This is a genomic window from Microvirga sp. 2TAF3, from assembly GCF_052114965.1.
Lineage (GTDB): Bacteria > Pseudomonadota > Alphaproteobacteria > Rhizobiales > Beijerinckiaceae > Microvirga.
The window spans coordinates 1-15,660 of the sequence record NZ_JBFRFT010000021.1 but is presented as its reverse complement, the minus strand read 5'-3'; the positions used below and the strand labels follow the sequence as shown (position 1 = coordinate 15,660).

Annotated in this window: 13 protein-coding genes and 1 pseudogene; 4 read left to right on the top strand and 10 right to left on the bottom strand. The window is 60.8% G+C overall.

All coding sequences use genetic code 11. The features are described 5' to 3' along the window. Positions 1-78 precede the first annotated feature (78 nt). The 5 genes from AB4Y97_RS17975 to AB4Y97_RS17955 form a co-directional block, all read right to left on the bottom strand. Positions 79-1,401 (bottom strand): ABC transporter substrate-binding protein, encoded by a 1,323-nt coding sequence (locus AB4Y97_RS17975; RefSeq protein ID WP_442000471.1) that lies wholly within the window; start codon positions 1,399-1,401, stop codon positions 79-81. Between the two features lie 87 nt (positions 1,402-1,488). After that, on the bottom strand, positions 1,489-2,574 hold the full coding sequence (locus AB4Y97_RS17970) for a branched-chain amino acid ABC transporter permease (RefSeq protein WP_442000417.1): 1,086 nt from the start codon (positions 2,572-2,574) through the stop codon (positions 1,489-1,491). 12 nt (positions 2,575-2,586) lie between these two features. Further along, positions 2,587-3,543 (bottom strand): branched-chain amino acid ABC transporter permease, encoded by a 957-nt coding sequence (locus AB4Y97_RS17965; protein WP_442000416.1) that lies wholly within the window; start codon positions 3,541-3,543, stop codon positions 2,587-2,589. A 9-nt stretch (positions 3,544-3,552) separates the two neighbouring features. After that, complete coding sequence (locus tag AB4Y97_RS17960) at positions 3,553-4,353, bottom strand: ABC transporter ATP-binding protein (protein ID WP_442000415.1); 801 nt, start codon at positions 4,351-4,353, stop codon at positions 3,553-3,555. Beyond that, a complete protein-coding gene (locus tag AB4Y97_RS17955; protein WP_442000414.1) occupies positions 4,350-6,335 on the bottom strand; it encodes an AMP-dependent synthetase/ligase in 1,986 nt (661 codons plus the stop codon). Before AB4Y97_RS17955 ends, AB4Y97_RS17960 begins: the two co-directional genes overlap by 4 nt. Positions 6,336-6,878: 543 nt before the next feature. On the opposite strand from AB4Y97_RS17955, the gene AB4Y97_RS17950 reads away from it, so the two are divergent. From AB4Y97_RS17950 to AB4Y97_RS17940, 3 genes are read left to right on the top strand one after another with little or no spacing between them, the layout of a single operon-like run. After that, on the top strand, positions 6,879-7,241 hold the full coding sequence (locus AB4Y97_RS17950; RefSeq protein ID WP_442000470.1) for a COG4315 family predicted lipoprotein: 363 nt from the start codon (positions 6,879-6,881) through the stop codon (positions 7,239-7,241). A gap of 37 nt (positions 7,242-7,278) precedes the next feature. After that, on the top strand, positions 7,279-7,788 hold the full coding sequence (locus tag AB4Y97_RS17945; RefSeq protein WP_442000413.1) for a sigma-70 family RNA polymerase sigma factor: 510 nt from the start codon (positions 7,279-7,281) through the stop codon (positions 7,786-7,788). Continuing rightward, positions 7,788-8,597: an anti-sigma factor family protein gene (locus AB4Y97_RS17940; RefSeq protein WP_442000412.1), complete on the top strand. Its 810-nt coding sequence runs from the start codon at positions 7,788-7,790 to the stop codon at positions 8,595-8,597. The genes AB4Y97_RS17945 and AB4Y97_RS17940 overlap by 1 nt, the downstream gene beginning before the upstream one ends. Before the next feature lie 83 nt (positions 8,598-8,680). Here the strand turns inward: AB4Y97_RS17940 and AB4Y97_RS17935 are convergent, their stop codons facing one another. Genes AB4Y97_RS17935 through AB4Y97_RS17915 form a run of 5 tightly spaced genes read right to left on the bottom strand, consistent with a single transcriptional unit; the run spans position 8,681 to position 14,652 of the window. Beyond that, a complete protein-coding gene (locus AB4Y97_RS17935) occupies positions 8,681-8,941 on the bottom strand; it encodes a formate dehydrogenase subunit delta (RefSeq protein ID WP_442000411.1) in 261 nt (86 codons plus the stop codon). Continuing rightward, complete coding sequence (gene fdhD, locus AB4Y97_RS17930) at positions 8,938-9,780, bottom strand: formate dehydrogenase accessory sulfurtransferase FdhD (protein WP_442000469.1); 843 nt, start codon at positions 9,778-9,780, stop codon at positions 8,938-8,940. Before fdhD ends, AB4Y97_RS17935 begins: the two co-directional genes overlap by 4 nt. Next, complete coding sequence (gene fdhF, locus AB4Y97_RS17925) at positions 9,767-12,610, bottom strand: formate dehydrogenase subunit alpha (protein ID WP_442000410.1); 2,844 nt, start codon at positions 12,608-12,610, stop codon at positions 9,767-9,769. The genes fdhD and fdhF overlap by 14 nt, the downstream gene beginning before the upstream one ends. 12 nt (positions 12,611-12,622) lie before the next feature. Then, positions 12,623-14,179, bottom strand: coding sequence for a formate dehydrogenase beta subunit (locus AB4Y97_RS17920; RefSeq protein ID WP_442000409.1), 1,557 nt, complete (start codon positions 14,177-14,179; stop codon positions 12,623-12,625). Further along, positions 14,176-14,652: a formate dehydrogenase subunit gamma gene (locus AB4Y97_RS17915; RefSeq protein WP_442000408.1), complete on the bottom strand. Its 477-nt coding sequence runs from the start codon at positions 14,650-14,652 to the stop codon at positions 14,176-14,178. Before AB4Y97_RS17915 ends, AB4Y97_RS17920 begins: the two co-directional genes overlap by 4 nt. A 227-nt stretch (positions 14,653-14,879) precedes the next feature. Between AB4Y97_RS17915 and AB4Y97_RS17910 the strand changes: the two are divergent. Next, positions 14,880-15,171 (top strand): annotated as a pseudogene (locus AB4Y97_RS17910) (winged helix-turn-helix domain-containing protein); the annotation flags it as partial. Positions 15,172-15,660: the final 489 nt, after the last annotated feature.

The window sequence follows — 15,660 nt, the reverse complement described above, 5'->3', positions numbered from 1 at the left end:
CTCTCCAGGGGAGAAGCATGCGGACACGGGATGCCCCCTGCCCGCACGCTGTTTACATGATTCCGTTTCGCGGAATCATCAGCTTGCCTTGTCACAGGCCTCCGTGCGTTTCGGCCAGCCGGCATTCTTCTCGGCATAATCCTTTGCTGCCGCATCGAGCTGAGCGCGAACGCGATCGCCCATAGGTGCGATCGGATCCGAAATCTTTACCCATTTCGCGCCGTCCCATTCCTGCATGAAAGCTGGACGGTGACCGTTATGGTCGGCACAGGACAGGGTAATGGAATCCGTGAAGCCTTCGAGGCCAAGCTCCTTGAGACGGGTCGGATCAAGTTTGATGGCTTCCATGCCGCGCCGCACGTCTTCGCCCGTCACGACCTTCTTGCCCGTCAGCTTCTGCGCATTGGCAATACCCTCGGCGATCAGCAGCGAGTTGTAGACGCCGCGATTGTAGAGAAGCTCGCCCACCTTCTCCTTGGAGGCTTTCGAGAGACCCTTGTCGACCACGTTCTTCACGATGTCCTGCATGGCAGGATAATTCGTGCCAACCGCGTGCCAGTTGAGCATCTTGAAGCCCTTCGCGCCGCTGCCGCCGCTCCTGGCATCATCCTCGCCCGGCCACCAGACGGAGAGGAACCTGTCCATGGGATAGCCGGAGCGGACCGCTTCCTTGATCGCGCCGCCATTCATGGAGCCCCAGCCCCACATGATCATGTAATCCGGACGATCGCGACGCACGCTGAGCCATTGCGAAGACTGGTTCTGCATGTCCTGGGCGGCGACGGGATAGAGCTTCGCCTCGAAGCCGAGTTCCTTGGAGAGTTCCTCCAAAAGCGGAATCGGCTCCTTGCCGAAGCTGGCATCGAGATGCAGGAACCCGATCTTCTTGCCCTTCAGCTTGTCGAGCCCGCCCTCCTTGTCGCCGATATATTTGACGATCATCGACATGCCGTCCCAATAGGTGCTCGGCGGATTGAACACCCAGGGGAAGATATCGCCACGTGCCGAGGCCGACAGGCCGTAAGCCATGGAAAGGATCGGAATCTTGTCCACGGCTGCGCGCGGGATCAGCGGAAGAGTGATGCCTGTCGACCAGGGATTGACGATGACCGGGTTCTTGCCTTTCACCGCCTCGTAGCACTCGACGCCCTTCTTCGTGTCGTAACCGGTTTCGCATTCCTCGATGACGAGTTTCACGCCGCCGATGCCGCCATCGCGCTGGTTCAGCATTTCGAGATAATCATGCATGCCATCGGCGATGTGAGTGCCGGATCCCGCGAAAGGCCCTGTGCGGTAGGTAAACAAGGGAACATAGATGGAGTCTTGCGCGACAGCAGGCAAAGCCGTTCCGCCGACAAGTGTTGCAACGGCTAATCCAAGGCTCAATTCGCGAAACGACATATGCGTTTCCTCCCGTGTTGTCCGGCCGAGCCGGGTTTTCGAGCTCACGTCTCCTTGCCGCACCTGTTTCCCGGAGCGGATCTGCCATCAATAGGGGAATGGCCAGACCAGGAGCTTCTGTTTGCCGATCTGCCAAAGCCGCGCGAGCCCGTGCGGTTCGACGATCAGGAAAAAGATGATGAGCGCTCCCACGATCATGAAGCGCAGATGTTCGATGGTGTCGGCGCCGACTGAGATCCCGAAGGGCGAGAGCATCATCGGCAGGACGATTCCGAGAACGATCGGCATGATGAAGATGAGCGCCGCACCGAAGAACGAACCGATGAGACTGCCAAGCCCTCCAATAATCACCATGAACAGGATGAAGAAGGACTGGTTGATATTGAAGACGTCGTACTCCGCGCCACCATACCAGAGGAACACCATCAGGGCTCCCGCCACGCCGCAATAGTAGGAGGAAACGGCGAAAGCGAGGAGCTTTGTCTGAAGCAGGCGAATGCCCATCAGCTCCGCGGCTAGATCCATGTCGCGAACCGCGATCCACATGCGCCCGATGCGGCCATGGACGAGATTCGACGCAAGCCATGTCAGAGCGATGACGAGGGTCAGTACCACGAGATAGCGCGTCTGCGGCGTCGCTGTGGCGCCGACGACAGGAATTCCGAACAGGGTCCGCAACGGCGCATCGAGAGCGCCCGACACGTTGTAGTTCACAAGCCATGGAACACGGATGAAGCTCCATTGCAGGAAGAACTGGGCCGCAAGGGTCGCAACGGCGAGATAGAAGCCTTTGATGCGCAGGGACGGCAATCCGAACAGCGCGCCGATCGCAGCGGAAAAGAAACCGGAGACGAGAATCCAGACGATGACGTTCACGCCAGGAAATGCCGTCATGAGTTTGTAGCAGGCATAGGCGCCAACTCCCATGAAGGCGCCGGTGCCGAGCGAGAGGAGTCCCGCATAGCCTGTGAGAATGTTGAGGCCGATAGCCGCCAGAGAGAACACCAGAAACGGGATCAGCACCGCCTGCAAAAGGAAATTGCTGCCGAAGAAGGCAAGCGCGTAGGCTGCCAGGATGATGACTGCCAGACCGATCCGGTCCTCGCGCAAAGGAAAGATCGCCATGTCGGTGGCATAACTGGTTTTGAACTGGCCGGCCTCGCGATAAAGCAAGCGGAGTCTCCCTCAAATCCGTTCGATGATCCGCTCCCCGAACAGGCCCTGCGGCCGGTAGAGGAGGAAGAGAAGCGCGATGACATAGGCAAGCCAGGTATCGATGCCGCCGCCGATAAGCGGCCCCCAATAGAACTCGCCGAGCTTCTCGCCGACTCCGATGATGAGCCCGCCGATGATGGCACCCGGGATGGACGTGAAGCCACCGAGGATGAGCACGGGAAGAGCCTTCAGCGCGATGATCTGAAGCGCGAAGGACACGCCGGAGCGCGCGCCCCACATAATGCCGGCGACAAGCGCCACGATGCCCGCAGCGAACCAGACGATGACCCAGATCTGGTTCAACGAAATCCCGACGGAGAGAGCCGCCTTGTGACTGTCCGCTACCGCACGAAGGGCGCGGCCTATGCGGGTCTTTGAGAAGAACACGGCCAGCACGGCAATCATGATGGAGGCGATCACGGCAGCCGCGATGTCGAGATGCTGGAAGCGCACGGATCCGCCGAGGATCGCCAGCTCCGTCGTGCCCTGCGGCAGATAGAGCGGGCCGGTGATCATTTCTTTCGGAGAGCCGCCGAAGATCAGCTCGCCAAGGCCGATCAGAAAATAGGTCAACCCGAAAGTCGCCATGAAGAGAATAATGTCGGGCTGGTTGACGAGCGGCCGCAGCACGATCCGCTCCACCGCCATGGCGAGAAGCAGCATCACCAGGCCTGCGAGAACGAGTGCAAGCAGCGCTGGAACGCCCTTCTCATAGAGCCATACCAGTGTCAGCGCAGCGAAGACGACCATGATGCCCTGCGCGAAATTGAAGACACCCGACGCCTTGAAGATGAGGACGAAGCCGAGCGCGATCAGCGAATAGAGCATTCCCGAGACGAGGCCTTCCCAAAGGGTCTGGACGAGAAGATCCGGCGCCTCCCCCATGAAAAGGAATGGCTCGATGAGGACCTTGTAGAGGATATCCATCGCCTCACCTCAATGCGCGACGCCGAGATAGGCGTCGATTACGCGCCGATCGCTTTTCACCTCGCTTGGCGTGCCATCCGCGATCTTCCGGCCGTATTCCAGCACCACGACCCGATTAGAAAGATCCATCACGACACCCATATCGTGCTCGATCAGGGCGATCGTCGTTCCGAACTGCTGATTCACCTCGACGATGAAACGGGACATGTCTTCCTTCTCTTCGAGATTCATGCCCGCCATGGGCTCGTCGAGCAGGAGCAGATCAGGTTCCATGGCAAGCGCGCGGCCGAGTTCGACCCGCTTCTGCAGGCCGTAAGGCAAGCGCCCGACAGGCGTTCTGCGGATATGCTGGATCTCAAGAAAATCGATGATGTCCTCCACGACGCGGCGATGCGCGACCTCTTCACGCATGGCAGGTCCATGGCGGAAGAGCTGCCAGAAGAAGCTCGATTTCATCTTGAGTGAACGCCCAGCCATGACGTTGTCGAGCGTCGACATGCTCTTGAACAAGGCTACGTTCTGAAATGTACGCGCGATGCCGCCCCGGGCCGCCTCGTAGGGACGCATCTTGGGCCTCGCCCGGCCCTTGAAGGTGATACGGCCTTCGGTCGGATAGTAGAAGCCGTTGATGCAGTTCAGCATCGAGGTCTTTCCGGCACCGTTCGGCCCGATGATGGCGCGGATCTCCCCTTTGCGGATGTTGAACGACACATCCGAGAGAGCTTTCACGCCACCGAATTTCAGGGACACGTTTTCGACGCTCAGCAGGACATCGCCCTTAGCTGCGACAGGATGATCGGGCGCTCTCATTCCGCTGCCTCCGGAAGCGAGACGGGCCTAGCGACCGGATAGAGATTCATGTCGCACAGCTTGACCCGAGCGGAGACCATGCCCTTGCGCCCGTCCTCGAAAGTGACTTCCGTCGAAATGTCAGTCTGGCTCGATCCGTCATAGAGCCCTCGTATCAGAGGTGCATAGCGCTCCGCTATGAAGCCGCGGCGAACCTTCTGCGTCCGAGTCAACTCACCGTCGTCGGCATCCAGTTCCTTATGCAGGATCAGAAACCGCTTGATTTGCGCGCCACCCATGCGCGGTTCGGAAGCGAGGGAGCGATTGACCTCGTCCACGTGTTTCCCGATCATGTCGTAGACGAGCGGATGGCCTGCGAGTTCCTGATAGGAAGCGTAAGTCACTCCGTTGCGCTCGGCCCAGTTGCTGACGGCGACGAGATCGATGTTGATGAAGCAGCCGACATAATCCCGCCCGTCGCCGAAGCATACGGCTTCCTTGACGTTGGGATAGAATTTGAGCTTGTTTTCGATGTACTTTGGCGGAAAGAGCGAGCCGTCACCCATCTTTCCCACATCCTTCGCCCGGTCGATGATCCTGAGATGGCCGGCCGCGTCGAAGAAACCGGCATCGCCCGAGCGCACGAAGCCATCAGCGGTCTTGGTTTCCGCCGTCTTCTCTTCATCCTTGTAGTATCCGAGAAACACGCCGGGGGAGCGGTAGAGAACCTCGCCGTTCTCGTCGATGCGGATCTCGACCCGCGGCGCTGGGCGCCCCACCGTATCGGCACGGATCTCACCGTTGGGCTGCATAGTGATGTAGACCGAGGCTTCCGTCTGTCCGTAGAGCTGCTTCAGGTTGACTCCGATGGCGCGATAGAACCGGAATATTTCCGGACCGATGGCCTCGCCTGCCGTGTAGCCGACCTTGAGCCTGGTCATCCCATAGCGGTTGCGCAGAGGCGCGTAGACGAGAAGGTTGCCCACATGCCAGAGCAGGCGGTTCCACACACCGACTCCGGCTTCGCCGTTCAGGATTCTCTCGCCGACCCTTCCGGCATGATCGATGAAGTAATGGAACATCCGCCGCTTCAGCGCACCCGCGTCCTCGATGCGCACCATGGTCAGGGTCAGCATGCTTTCGAACACGCGCGGCGGTGCGAAGACATAGGTCGCACCGATCTCACGCCTGTCATCCGCAATGGTCTCCGGACTCTCGGGGCAATTGACACAAAGCCCCGACAGAATGGCCTGCGCGTAGGAGAAGATGTGATCGCCGACCCACGCGATAGGCAGATAGGCGATAATCTCGTCGGTCTCGTCGAGCTTGTCGAAGTCGCAGCCGATCTCGGCAGCCGCGATCACGCTCTCGAAAGACAGCATGACGCCCTTCGGACGGCCCGTCGTGCCGGATGTATAGAGGATGATGGCGAGGTCCGATCCCCTCCCCTCCTCCAGCTCGCGCTGCAATGCTTCCGCTTGAGCGACATCTTTCAGCCTCTCCCTTCCCTCCTCGATCACCGCGCGTATCGCGTGCAGGCGGCTGTGATCGTAATCCCGCAAGCCTCGATCCTCGTCGTAGAGAATACGGTCGAGTTGCGGCAGTTGATCTAAAACCGAGAGAAGTTTGTCGGCCTGCTCCTGGTCCTGTACTGCGGCATGCGTCACCTCTGCATGGGCAAGCACATAGGCCATCTCCTCGGCTACGGAATCCGCGTAGACCGGAACGGGGGTCGCTCCGATCCATTGAGCAGCCGTGATGGTCCAATAGAGATAGGGGCGGTTATGGCCTATCACGGCGATCTTGCCACCGCGCCTCAACCCTAGCGCCTGCAAGCCGGACGCATAGGCTCGAACGATCTCGTGGACTTCGCCCCAGGTCCATGATTGCCAGATACCCAGATCCTTGTGACGGAAGGCCGTCCGACCGGGGCGAAGGCGCGCATTGCTGACGATCAGCTTCGGGAAGGTATCACCATCACGCGAGCCAGCAGCCGTCGTCACCGACGCCTCCCTCCTGGAGCCCCGCACGCCGAAAGGCCTACGAAGCAGCCTCGTTTCCTCTGGTGCGTAGTTTCTCCTACGCGGCCTGCCGGTTTCTTCCGGTAGGAGTCCCATTGACGGGATTCGTTGAGGTATTCTGTATCGCCCCCAAGGTTTCGACAAGGCCCAGCACCGTATTGCCGACCGCTACAATGGGCTAATATTTCTCCAATTGCTTCGATGGCGGAGAACTCAGGAGAGAAACGTGCTTTGTCATGCTCATGGCATTGATAATAAAAGGCTATTTATTTTCCCCAACCAACAGCGCGATCTTGCCGAGAGTAAACCCCGTCTGAAGAAACCCAAGCCCTGAAGAATGTGTGAGGTCACATGGTGTCCCTCAACAGCCGGGGAATGCAGGGCAGGTCTTCAACCTGTGCTTTGGAAAAAAACATGTCGGTCTCAAAACCCTGGGAATAAAACTGCCCTGTCGGGCGTCTTAAGCGTCGGGTCAGCATCGACCCAAGGAGAAATGCTGTGCTGAAATCGACATTCCGCGTCACCATGCTGGTCGGCGCTCTGCTTGGTGCAACCGTCGTAGCCGCTCAAACCACAGCCCCGGCGAAAGTCGCGGAGACATCGAAGGGCAAGGCTCTCGTCGACGCCAAAGGGATGACCCTTTATGTCTTCGACAAGGATGCCATGGGCAAATCCAACTGCAATGGAACCTGCGCCACGAACTGGCCGCCCCTGATGGCTGCGGCCGGCGCCAAGGATTCCGGCGATTGGACCGTGGTGAAACGGGACGACGGCTCGATGCAATGGGCTTATAAGGGTAAGCCGCTCTATGCCTGGGCGAAGGATGCCAAGCCGGGCGATGTCACTGGCGATGGCGTCAACAACATCTGGCATGTTGCAGCGCCCTGAAGCCCGCTTGCCGGAATAGGGTGAAGGATGTCCCGTCTTGGATGAGATCGCCACTCTTCTCGAACCGCAGATTCCGGGCCTGAGGCGCTATGCCTGGGCGCTCCTGCGGGACGATGAAGCCGCGGACGATCTTGTCCAGGACACGCTGGAACGCGCCATCAGCCGCTGGAGCCTGCGTCGACGGGACGGCGAGTTGAAGGCCTGGCTTTTCGCCATTCAGCACAACCTGTTCATCGATAGGCTGCGCCGGCAGAAACGGCGCGGTCTGCAGGTTGGCACCGAAGCGCTCGCCGATATGGCGTCTCCGGACACTGGACAGGACGAGCAAGCCCGCATGCACGATATCCTCGCTGCTCTCGATATCCTGCCCGAGGAGCAACGCTCGGTGCTGTTGCTGGTCAGCGTGGAAGACCTCTCTTATGAGGAGGCGGCCAGGGCGCTCGACGTCCCCATCGGCACGATCATGTCCCGGCTGAGCCGCGCACGCGAGAGGATGAGGCGTTTCATGGAGACCGGGCGGACGACCGTGCTCAGGAGGATCAAGTAATGGGCGACCGCCCCATAGGCGAAGACGATCTGCAGGCCTATGTCGACGGCTACCTCGCGCCGGAGCGCCGAGGCGCGGTCGAAGCCTATCTTGCCGCAAACTCGGCCGTCGCAGCCCAGGTCGCCGCTTATGCCCAACAGCACAAAGACCTGCGAACCCGACTGGCAGCCAAAGCGAACGAACCGATCCCCGCGCGTTTGCGGATTGCGAATATCATGGTCGAGCGGCGCCGAGCGCCAAAGCGGCTCTGGGCAGCCTCTGCCGCTGCGGCGGTATGGCTTGCCGTCGGCCTTGCGCTCGGAGTTTCGGGCCACGCCTGGTTTTCTTCCCACAACGCTGCGATGCCTCCGGATACGCAACGGGTCGCACAGGATGCGATTACGGCCTATCGAACCTATGTCGTCGAAAAGGTTCACCCGGTTGAAGTCGGAGCGAGTCAAGAGGCTCACCTCGTCCAGTGGCTTTCGCGGCGGCTTGGCAAGCCTCTTCTGGCTCCCGATCTGACAAATCAGGGTTTTCACCTCATCGGCGGACGTCTCCTGCCTGCGGGATCTTCGCCGGCGGCTCTTTTCATGTATGAGGATGGACAGGGAAACCGGCTGACTTTCTATGCACGGCCTGATGGCCGCGACGAGCAGACGGCGTTTCGCTTCGAATCCGAGGGAGACGTTTCGGCCTTTTCCTGGATCGATCAGGATCTGTCTTACGTGATCACGGGTCGTACGGATCGAGAGAAGCTTCTTACCATAGCCGAGACGATCCATCGGCAGGTCGAGGGCCGCGCCCCGATCCGCAAGGACAGCCTTTAAAGGGCACCTACGGCCTTACAAACCCGTCCAGGACAGGGGAAGAGAAGACGCAAGACCTGATCATCGTCATCCAGCGTCGCCCCCTAATTGGCCGAGCGTCCTGGGCCGGCAACCTGCTTCCCGATTGGGCTTTCTCCCGTTCGGAAAGTCTGCAGCGCCTTGACGACAAGCGGATCCAGCTTGTCCCCTCCCTGGTTCGCATAGATCAGGATGGCGTCCCGCATATGAGGCGTCCAAAAGGCGACGAGGTGGTCGTGAATCCCGGTGGCGGCCTGCTCTTCCGGATAGGACCTGAAAAATTCCGCAATCTGATTGGCCATGCGGATCAACTTCTCAATGTTCATGCGGAAACTTCCTGCACGCAGACGCGCTCCAGACCGTGAAAGACCGTCATCGTGTCGCGGCGCGCGATGGCGATGAGCGTGATGTCGAGCAGGCGGGCCCGCTCCAGGGCAAGCGAAGTCGGCGCGGAGATCGCGATCAGGGTTCTTGCCCCGAATGCCGCCACCTTCTCGACGAGTTCGAAGGAGCAGCGGCTGGTGACGATGCAAAAACCCTGATCGGGCGCAGCGCCCTCCCGGCACAGCGCACCGATGAGTTTGTCGAGCGCATTATGACGACCGACATCCTCGCGAACGATTTTAAGTTGACCGTCGAGCCCCACCCAGGCGGCTCCATGAACGGCGCGCGTCATCTCGTTGAGAGGTTGTTTGGCGTCAAGCGCATCCAGGGCCTTGCGAATGGAAGGGATCGAAATGGCGGGTGCCGAGCCTGCGAGTGGCCGCGCCTTGGGCAGCGAATCCAGATCGTCGATGCCGCACAATCCGCAGCCCGTGCGCCCGGCAAGAACACGCTTGCGGGCGAGATGTTCGTGAAGACGCTCGGAGGAAAGATCGATGAGAAGTCTGAAACCGCGTTCCTCGGTTTCGACGTGAATGGAGCGGATATCGCTGACTTGCTCGATGACGCCCTCGGTCAGGCTGAACCCGACGGCGAAATCCTCGAGATCGGCAGGTGTCGCCATCATTACCGCAAATGGAATTCCGGCATAGACGATATTGATGGGAACCTCTGCGGGCACGGCCCGCCTGATCGGGGAAGGTTCGCCGCCCTCAAAGGAGACGATGGAGGCAGGAGCCTCCACCGCTACCGGAAAAGTGGGCTTGTCCTTACTCGGCTGCATCAAGCTTGGTCTCGACGCGCTTGAGGGCATGATCTTCCTCGAAGAACCGCGCCTGCCAGTCGGAAGGCCGGTTCGTGCGCCGCACCTGAACCGCAGTCACCTTGTATTCCGGGCAATTGGTGGCCCAGTCGGAATAATCCGTGGTGATCACGTTGGCACCGGTCTTGGCATGGTGGAACGTGGTGTATACGACGCCGGGCTGCATGCGTTCGCTGATGCTGGCGCGAAGCGCGATATCGCCCGAGCGGCTCTCGAGAGAGACGAGATCGCCATCCAGGATGCCTCGGCTTTCCGCGTCGAAGGGATGGATTTCGAGCACGTCCTCCTCATGCCAGAGACTGTTCTGTGTACGTCGCGTCTGTGCACCCACATTGTACTGCGAGAGAATGCGGCCTGTCGTAAGGATCAGGGGGAAGCGCGGCCCTGTTCGCTCCTCTGTGGGCAAGAATTCGGTGAGCATGAACTTGCCCTTGCCGCGCACGAAGCGGTCCACATGCATCATCGGCGTTCCCATGGGTGCCGCATCGTTGCACGGCCACTGCACGGAACCGAGCGCATCGAGCTTCTGGTAGGACACGCCAGCAAAGGTCGGCGTAAGGCTGGCGATCTCGTCCATGATCTCACTCGGATGCCCGTAACGCATCGGGAAGCCGAGGGCATTCGAAAGAGTGATGGTCACTTCCCAATCGGCCATGCCGCCAAGAGGCGGCATCACCTTGCGCACCCGGTTGATCCGCCGCTCCGCATTGGTGAACGTGCCATCCTTCTCAAGGAAGGATGAGCCCGGCAGGAAAATATGGGCGTACTTGGCGGTCTCGTTCAGGAAGATGTCCTGAATGACCACGCATTCCATCGCCTTCAAACCGGCTGTGACGTGCTGCGTGTCCGGATCGGATTGCGCGATATCCTCGCCCTGGATGTAGAGGCCCTTGAAGGTTCCATCGACGGCCTCATCCAGCATGTTGGGAATGCGAAGCCCGGGCTCACTCTGCAGCGGCACGCCCCAGAGCGCTTCGAACATGTGTCGTGTCGCATCGTCGGAGACGTGCCGGTAGCCGGAGAATTCGTGCGGGAACGAGCCCATGTCGCACGAGCCCTGCACGTTGTTCTGCCCGCGCAAGGGATTCACGCCGGCCCCGGCGCGGCCGATATTGCCGGTCGCCATGGCGAGGTTCGCCATTCCCATCACCATGGTCGAGCCCTGGCTGTGCTCGGTGACGCCGAGCCCGTAATAGATCGCCGCGTTGCCGCCGGTGGCGTAAAGCCGCGCCGCACCGCGCACATCCGCGGCCGGGACACCAGTCAAATGCTCGACCGTTTCGGGCGAATGACGATCCTCGGCGATGAATCGCGCCCAGGATTCGAAGTCGGCAAGGTCGCAACGCTCGCGCACATAGGCCTCGTTCACCAGGCCTTCGGTCACGACCACATGGGCCATGGCGTTGATGAGGGCGACATTGGTGCCGGGGATCAGCGGCAGATGATAATCCGCCTCGACATGCGGCGACTTCACCAGATCGATCCGGCGCGGATCGGCCACGATCAGCCGCGCGCCTTCACGCAGGCGCTTCTTCATGCGAGACGCGAAAACAGGATGGCCGTCCGTGGGGTTTGCACCGATGACGAGGATCACATCGGCATGATCGACGGAGGCGAAATCCTGCGTGCCGGCTGAGGTGCCAAGCGTCGTCTTGAGGCCGTAGCCGGTTGGCGAATGGCAGACTCGGGCGCAGGTATCGACGTTGTTGTTGCCGAACCCCGCGCGAACCAGCTTCTGAACGAGGAAGGTTTCCTCGTTGGTACAGCGGGACGACGTGATGCCACCGATGGAATCGCGACCATACTTCGCCTGAATGCGTTTGAATTCGCCGGCGGCGCGGTTGATCGCCTCCTCCCACGATACCTCACGCCAGGGATCCGTGATCGTCTCGCGGATCATCGGCTTGGTGATGCGGTCCTTGTGCGTGGCATAGCCCCAGGCGAAACGGCCCTTGACGCAGGAATGGCCCTCATTCGCCTTGCCGTCCTTGTAGGGCACCATCCGCACGACGGTGTTACCCTTCATTTCGGCCTTGAACGAGCACCCGACGCCGCAATAGGCGCAAGTCGTAATCACTGAATGCTCGGGCTTGCCCATTTCGATGACGTTCTTCTCGTTCAGCGTCGCCGTCGGACAGGCCTGAACGCAGGCGCCGCATGACACACATTCCGAGCTGAAAAAATTGACGACGCCGGGCGAGACGCGGGAATCGAAGCCTCGTCCCTGGATCGTCAATGCGAAAGTACCCTGCACCTCCTCGCAAGCCCGCACGCAGCGCGAGCAGACGATGCACTTGGAATCCTCGAAGGAGAAATACGGGTTCGACGTGTCGGTGAGAGCATCGAGATGGTTCTCGCCCTCATAGCCGTAGCGAACCTCCCGCAGACCCACATCGCCAGCCATGTCCTGCAATTCGCAATCGCCGTTGGCCGAGCAGGTGAGGCAATCGAGCGGATGGTCGGAGATGTAGAGTTCCATCACCCCGCGCCGAAGATCGGCGAGCCGTTGCGTCTGCGTATGCACCACCATGCCGGCCTCCACCGGCGTCGTGCAGGAAGCAGGCGTGCCGCGACGCCCCTCGATCTCGACGAGGCAAAGGCGGCAGGAGCCGAAGGGTTCGAGCGAATCCGTCGCGCAGAGCTTGGGGATCCTGGTGCCCATCATCATTGCGGCCGCCATGACCGATGTACCGGCGGGCACAGCTACGGACTGACCGTCGATCATGAGCGTGACCGTCGTTTCCGTCTTGCGGACCGGCGTGCCGTAGTCGATTTCCTGGATCAGCGCCATCGACTTCGTTCCTTACTCGGCGGCCGCGGGCATGCGTGGCGCCTTGTCGAAATCCTCAGGGAAATGAGTGAGCGCGCTCAACACCGGAATGGGCGTGAGGCCGCCCATGGCGCAGAGCGATGCGTCCGTCATGAGACGGCAGAGATCGTCGAGAACCCCGAAGTTCTTCTCGCGCTCGACCCCGGCGATAATCCGGTCCATCACCTCGACCCCGCGCACCGCGCCGATGCGGCATGGCGTGCACTTGCCGCAGCTCTCGGCCGCGCAGAACTGGAATGCGAAGCGGGCCTGCTGCGCCAGGTCGACGCTGTCGTCGAACACGACGATGCCGCCATGCCCGAGCAGCCCCTTCGCCGCGGCGAGAGCTTCGTATTCGAACGGAAGATCGAGCATCGATTCCGGAAAATAGGCCCCGAGCGGACCGCCGACCTGAACCGCCTTGACCGGCCGTCCCGTCGCGGTGCCGCCGCCGAAATCATGAACGAGTTCGCGCAGCGTGACACCGAAAGAGAGCTCGATAAGCCCGCCATGCTTCACATTGCCCGCGAGCTGGACCGGCATGGTGCCGCGCGACCGCCCCATGCCGAAATCGGCATAGGCCTTCGCACCGTGCGTCATGATCCAAGGGACGGTGGCGAGCGAGATCACGTTGTTGACGACGGTCGGTTTGCCGAACAGGCCTTTCAGGGCCGGCAGCGGCGGCTTCGCCCGCACGACGCCGCGCTTGCCCTCCAAGCTCTCGAGCAGGGATGTCTCCTCACCGCAGATATAGGCGCCTGCCCCGAGCCGCGTTTCCAGCGTGAAGGCATGCTCCGAGCCGCGCACGGAGGGGCCGAGATAGCCGGCTTGCGCAGCAATCTCGATAGCGCGCGTCATCGTGCGGTAGGCGTGCGGGTATTCCGACCGGATATAGATGAAGCCCTTCGTGGCTCCCACGGCGAGACCGGCGATGATCATGCCCTCGATGAGGGTGAAGGGATCGCCCTCCATCAGCATGCGGTCGGCAAAGGTGCCGCTGTCGCCCTCGTCCGCGTTGCAGACCACGTATTTCCGATCCGCCTCCACATGGAGAACCGTGTCCCATTTGATCCCGGTGGGGAAACCGGCGCCACCGCGCCCGCGCAGGCCGGAGGCCTTGACCTCCTCCACGATAGCGGCAGGCGCGAGGGAAAGAGCCCGGTCGAGGCCCACGAAGCCGCCATGGGCGCGGTAATCATCCAAGGACAGCGGGTCAATGATGCCGCAACGGGCAAAGGTCAGGCGCGACTGGCGGGAAAGATAAGGATGATCCTCCAGCCTGCCCAGACGCCGCTCATGGGCTCCGCCCTTGAGAAAATCCGCATCGAACAGGCCGGGAATGTCGGAGGCCTGGAGCGGCCCATAGGCAATCCGCCCCTCCGGAGTCTCGACCTCGACCAGCGGCTCGAGCCAGAACAGCCCGCGCGAGCCCGTCGATACCAAGTCGAGGGCCACACCACGCCGGGCGGCTTCCTCGGCCAGCAGAGAGCCTATCCGGGAGGAGCCGAGCGCCAGCGATGCCGCATCGCGGGAAAGATAAACCTTGCTCATGAGCCCCTCGCCTCCCGGGCCATCGCATCGAGCTTGGCCGGGTTGAGCCGACCCACCGGCTCGCCGTCATAGAGGGCGGAAGGGGAGCAGGCACAGAGGCCGAGACAATAGACGCCCTCTATTGTGAGGCTGCCATCCGCGGTCGTGCCGCCCCAATCGACGCCCAAGCGGCTCAAGAATTCCCGAGCGATCCGGGCGCCGTCCATGGATTGGCACGCTTCCGCCCGGCAGATCTTCAGGACATGCCTGCCCCCCGCCTGACGCCGGAAATCGTGATAAAATGTCACGATTCCATGGACTTCGGCCCGCGAGATGTTGAGTGCCGAGGCGATGAGAGGAATAGCCTCTTCCGGGATGCAGCCAAATTCGTCGTGAAGCGCATGAAGGATCGGAAGCGTCGCTCCATCGAGCGACGCATGCGCCGCGACGATTTCGCTTGCGCGATCATCATCCCATTGAACCGGCGTGAGCATCTTCTCCCCTAGAATGCTTCTAGCTTGGAAAAAGACTGACCAAATTGACTATAACACGCAATGAGAAATTCCAGCTTGTCGATCATGGAAGGTGTGGGCTTTACGGCATAGGGAGGCGGTTCCGAATTTAGGATAGTCGAGTCTGCCCGATCCGGGGAATGCGGTGGCGCAGGCGACCGTCTCTGATGGGAAGCGCTTTCATATCCCTCGATCTCTTCCTCAGCGGCATCGGAGATCTGGAGATCGATGTTCCGCGTCATCGGGTGACTTGGCAGAGTGCCGAGGTGAATCTCAGTCCGAAGGAGTTTGATTCCCGCCTTCCTCGCGCGCCATGCCGGCAAGGTGGTGACGTACGAACAAATTCTCATCACCGTCTGGGGGCCTGCCCATGAGCACGACACCCAATATCTGCGCGTCTATGTCGGCCAGCTTAGACAGAAAAACGAACCCAACCCGGCAGACCCCCGGTTCATCCTGACTGAATCAGGCATCGGCTATCGCTTGCTGGATACGGTTTAGGTCGCAGCAGCGTCGCCGTTCGATAGCGCCAAGTGCGAGCAAGCAACGTGCAAGCAAGCAACAAGGCAGCCCGCTTCGGCGAGCCTTTCCAGTGAGGGCTAACCGTGGCGGTTGGCGTAGCGGTGCTTCTTTGCGAGGTTCTTCTGCCCTTCGAGCGTCTTTGCCGGGGCAACGACCCGCTTCCAGCGAACGGTGCGTTTCTTCCAAGAAGGTCTCATGCGCGCTTTCGAGGCCATAGGCTTCCTCCATTTCAGTGGACGGAGCATGGAACCACACCGGCGTAGATAATGCGAGTCAGCACGGCCCAGTTGAACAGCGTGCGTTCCGGCATTCGCTTTACCCTAAAGCGCTTTTGGTTTCAGTGTAGGACATAGCCGGCGTGCCTGATCCAGCCTCGGGCATCTTTTGCAGTGATGGCGTCGAGGGCTGGTTTGAGTTCTGCTTCCAAGGCTTCGAGGCTGCGGGCAGCTCTCGCCTTGAGCCGCTCTT